Origin of the sequence: Vogesella sp. (genome assembly GCF_046297735.1) — a bacterium.
In the GTDB taxonomy this organism is placed as follows: Bacteria; Pseudomonadota; Gammaproteobacteria; order Burkholderiales; family Chromobacteriaceae; genus Vogesella; species Vogesella urethralis.
Genome location: NZ_JBKBHK010000029.1, coordinates 1 through 4,356 on the forward strand (window position 1 = coordinate 1; position 4,356 = coordinate 4,356).

Consider the following 4,356-nt stretch of genomic DNA (forward strand, 5'->3'; position numbering starts at 1 on the left):
ACCCCGCAGACCAGACCGACATTGCCCGCGAGTGGTGAAGAACAGGGCACACAAATATCCAACGAAAAATGCCAGTCAGCGTTAACTGACTGGCATTACCCAACCGGGCGGTTTTTTCATGCGTGGCGGATAAGGGCGCTCAGGCCTTTTCGCCCTTGGGCAGCAGCAGGATACGGGTGCCGGCCAGGCGGTCGTGCAGGAACTGCTTGTCGTTGTCGATGTACACCCACAGCAGTGGCAGCAGCCACCACGCTAGCGCGGCGCCCAGCGCCAGCTTGGGGTTGCCCAGCGATGGCAGCCACGCCAGGTAAGACAGCACAGGCACGCCGACAAACAGCACCAGCGCCACCGCAAAGCGCAGCAGGGCTTGCTGCCAGTTCAGGCGGCGGCCATCGGGCATGGCTACTGTCAGCCGCCACGGCTTCATTGCTGGCGTCTGCCCGCTCTTGACCCAGCAGTAACCGAAATAGCCGAACAGCACGGCGGCCACAAACACACGGTACAGCCACTGCAGTAGCGGTGCGTTGTCGCCCAGCGCCAGAATGGGGGTGAAGGCGGCTGCGGCCAACAGCCATAAGGTGCCGATCAGCAGCGATTCGTACAGCAGGCTGGCCAGGCGTCGGGCCAGGCCGGGGAAAGCGGTGGTGCGCGTCATGGTGAACGGATGAAAGCAGGTAACAGCCTTGCGGCCAACTAGGCATCTTACCAAAGCCCCCGTGTGCCGCCTACCCCCATAAAAGTGGCTGTTTTTGCTGGTTTTTGCCCTTTTTTTGCACCTGCACAAAAGCGCTTGACCGACTTTGGTGCTTCGGCTAAGTTCATCCGTCACGGGACAAAAAATTAATACCTGACATTAGAAGAGGCAAAGATGCAGATATCGGGCGCGGAGATCCTGGTTCGCAGCTTGCAGGAAGAAGGAGTCGAATTCGTATTCGGCTACCCCGGCGGCGCGGTCCTGGAAATTTATGATGCAATTTTCCGGCAGCAGCAGTTCAAACACGTACTGGTGCGCCACGAGCAGGCCGCCGTGCACGCGGCTGACGCCTACTCGCGTTCCAGCAACAAGGTGGGCGTGGCGCTGGTGACGTCCGGCCCTGGCGCTACCAATGCCGTTACCGGCATTGCTACTGCCTACATGGATTCCATCCCCATGGTGGTGATTTCGGGCCAGGTGCCCACCCCCGCCATCGGCATGGATGCGTTCCAGGAAGTGGACATGGTGGGCATTACCCGCCCGTGCGTGAAGCACAACTTCCTGGTGAAGGACATCAACGAGCTGGCTGCCACCATCAAGAAGGCGTTCTACATTGCCTCGTCCGGTCGTCCGGGCCCGGTGGTGGTAGACATCCCGAAAGACGTGACCCAGCGTCTGGCCGAGTTCCACTACCCGGAAAGCGTGAGCATCCGCTCCTACGTGCCGGTAACCCGTGGCCACCCGGGCCAGATCAAGAAAGCCGTCAACCTGCTGGCCGAAGCCAAGCGCCCGTTCATCTACGTAGGCGGTGGTGCGGTGCAGGGCAACGCCTCGGCCGAAGTGACCGAGCTGGTGAAAATGCTGGGCGTACCGTGTACCAACACCCTGATGGGCCTGGGCGCCTATCCGGGCCAGGATCCCCAGTTCCTGGGCATGCTGGGCATGCACGGTACCTACGAAGCCAACATGGCCATGCAGTACTGTGACGTGCTGATCGCCGTGGGCGCACGTTTTGACGACCGCGTGATCAGCGTACCGTCGCACTTCCTGTCGCAGCCGAAAAAGATCGTGCACATCGACGTGGACCCGTCTTCCATCGCCAAACGCGTGAAAGTGGACGTGCCCATCGTGGGCGACGTGAAGCACGTGCTGCGCGACATGATCGACCTGTTCAAGCAAACCGGGCAGCAGGTGCCGCAGCAGCATCTGGCCAACTGGTGGAAACAGATTGAAGAATGGCGCAGCTACAACAGCCTGCTGTACACCCCGTCTACCGAGTTCATCAAGCCGCAGTACGTGGTGCAGAAGCTGTACGAAATTACCGGTGGCGACGCCATTATTACGTCCGACGTGGGCCAGCACCAGATGTGGGCGGCGCAGTACTACCCGTTCAAGCGCCCGAAGCAGTGGCTGAACTCGGGTGGCCTGGGCACCATGGGCTTCGGTCTGCCGGCCGCCATCGGCGCCCAGCTGGCCAACCCGGACGCGCAGGTAGCCTGCATTACCGGTGAAGGCTCCATCCAGATGAACATCCAGGAGCTGTCCACCGCCAAGCAGTACCACACCCCGGTGAAGGTGATTGCGCTGAATAACCGCTACCTGGGCATGGTGCGCCAGTGGCAGGAGTTCTTCTACGGTACCCGCTATTCCGAGTCGTATATGGATGCGCTGCCCGACTTCGTGAAGATTGCCGAGGCCTACGGCCATATCGGTATCAAGGTGGAAAACCCGGCCGACGTGGAACCGGTGCTGCGCGAAGCGTTCAGCCCGGCGCTGAAAGAGCGTCTGGTGTTCCTGGATTTCCGTACCGATCAGTCAGAAAACGTGTTCCCGATGATCCAGAACGGCAAGGGGCTGGACCAGATGGATCTGCCGCCGCACATGCGCGACCTGCAGATTGCCCCGTTCGAGAACAACCGTGACTACGGCAACATGTGTTAAGGCCTAGCAGCATGAGACATATTCTTTCTATTTTGCTGGAAAACGAAGCGGGTGCCCTGTCACGAGTAGTGGGACTTTTCTCCGCGCGCGCATACAATATCGATTCGCTGACCGTGTCGACTACCGAAGACCCGACGCTGTCGCGGATGACCATCGTCACCCACGGGTCTGACGAAGTCATCGAGCAGATCACCAAGCAGCTCAACAAGCTGATCGAGGTGGTCAAGGTGATTGACCTCAACGAGTCCGACCATATCGAACGCGAAATGATGCTGATCAAGGTCCGTGCCACCGGCAAGGACCGCGAAGAAATGAAGCGCATGGCTGACATCTTCCGCGGCCGCATCATCGACGTGACGGAAAAGACCTACACCATCGAGCTCACCGGTACGAGCGAAAAGCTGGGCGCCTTTATCGAGGCGATCGACCGTTCAGTGATCCTGGAAACGGTGCGTACCGGTGCATCCGGAATTGGTCGCGGCGAACGTATTCTGAAGATCTGAAATCACCAGGGCGGCTACCCGCTGCCCGAGAACAACTAGGGACATAAAATGAAAGTTTTCTACGACAAAGACGCTGACCTCTCCATCATCAAGGGCAAGCAGGTCGCCATCATCGGTTACGGCTCGCAAGGCCACGCCCACGCCCAGAACCTGAAAGAGTCCGGCGTGAACGTGATTGTCGGCCTGCGCAAAGATGGCGCATCGTGGAAAAAAGCCGAAGCAGCCGGTCACCAGGTAAAAGAAGTTGCCGAAGCCGTGAAAGCGGCCGACGTGGTGATGATCCTGCTGCCGGATGAATCGCAGCCGGACGTTTACCACAAGGAAATCGCGGCCAACATCAAGCAGGGCGCTGCCCTGGCGTTCGCCCACGGCTTCAACGTGCACTACAACCAGATCGTGCCGCGTGAAGACCTGGACGTGATCATGATCGCCCCGAAAGGCCCGGGCCACACAGTGCGCTCCGAGTACGTGAAGGGCGGTGGTGTACCGACCCTGATCGCCGTATACCAGGACAAGTCCGGCAAGGCCCGCGACATCGCCCTGTCTTACGCTGCGGCCAACGGCGGCACCAAAGGCGGCGTGATCGAAACCAACTTCCGTGAAGAAACCGAAACCGACCTGTTCGGCGAGCAAGCCGTACTGTGCGGTGGCGCTGTCGAGCTGGTAAAAGCCGGTTTCGAAACCCTGGTGGAAGCCGGTTACGCCCCGGAAATGGCTTACTTCGAATGTCTGCACGAACTGAAACTGATCGTGGACCTGATGTACGAAGGCGGTATCGCCAACATGAACTACTCCATCTCCAACAACGCGGAGTACGGTGAGTACGTGACTGGCCCGGAAGTGGTGACCTCCGCCACCAAGGAAGCCATGAAAAAGGCGCTGTACCGCATCCAGTCCGGCGAATACGCCAAGATGTTCATCCTGGAAGGCAAGACCAACTACCCGAGCATGACCGCCCGTCGTCGCCTGACCGCCGATCACCCGATCGAGAAGGTAGGTGCCGAACTGCGCGCCATGATGCCGTGGATTGCCAAGAACAAGCTGGTTGACCAATCCAAAAACTGATCATCATCTGTTCAGCAAAAAGCCGGGGAAACCCGTAATGCCAGTCAGTTAAGACTTGCGACTGCAAATCCAGTAAAAGGGAACATGTTCATCATGTTCCCTTTTTTGCTGTATGAGCCTGCTACAACACGCATTAAATGACACGCTGCCACA

Annotated in this window: 4 protein-coding genes; 3 read left to right on the forward strand and 1 reads right to left on the reverse strand. The window is 59.0% G+C overall.

The genetic code is table 11. The annotated features are described in order from the left end of the window. Positions 1-139 precede the first annotated feature (139 nt). The gene (locus ACK4FZ_RS17410) at positions 140-655 is read right to left on the reverse strand and encodes an RDD family protein (RefSeq protein WP_409823229.1); all 516 of its coding nucleotides are present in this window, start codon (positions 653-655) and stop codon (positions 140-142) included. A 213-nt stretch (positions 656-868) separates the two neighbouring features. Here ACK4FZ_RS17410 and ilvB point away from each other — a divergent pair, with 213 nt between their 5' ends. The 3 genes from ilvB to ilvC are packed head-to-tail and all read left to right on the forward strand — an operon-like array spanning position 869 to position 4,203. Next, complete coding sequence (gene ilvB / locus ACK4FZ_RS17415) at positions 869-2,635, forward strand: biosynthetic-type acetolactate synthase large subunit (RefSeq protein ID WP_409823233.1); 1,767 nt, start codon at positions 869-871, stop codon at positions 2,633-2,635. A gap of 11 nt (positions 2,636-2,646) precedes the next feature. Next, entirely contained in the window at positions 2,647-3,138 is a 492-nt protein-coding gene (gene ilvN, locus ACK4FZ_RS17420; protein ID WP_047968082.1) for an acetolactate synthase small subunit, read from the forward strand. Between the two features lie 48 nt (positions 3,139-3,186). Continuing rightward, a complete protein-coding gene (ilvC, locus tag ACK4FZ_RS17425; protein WP_144370818.1) occupies positions 3,187-4,203 on the forward strand; it encodes a ketol-acid reductoisomerase in 1,017 nt (338 codons plus the stop codon). The last annotated feature ends 153 nt before the right edge of the window (positions 4,204-4,356 follow it).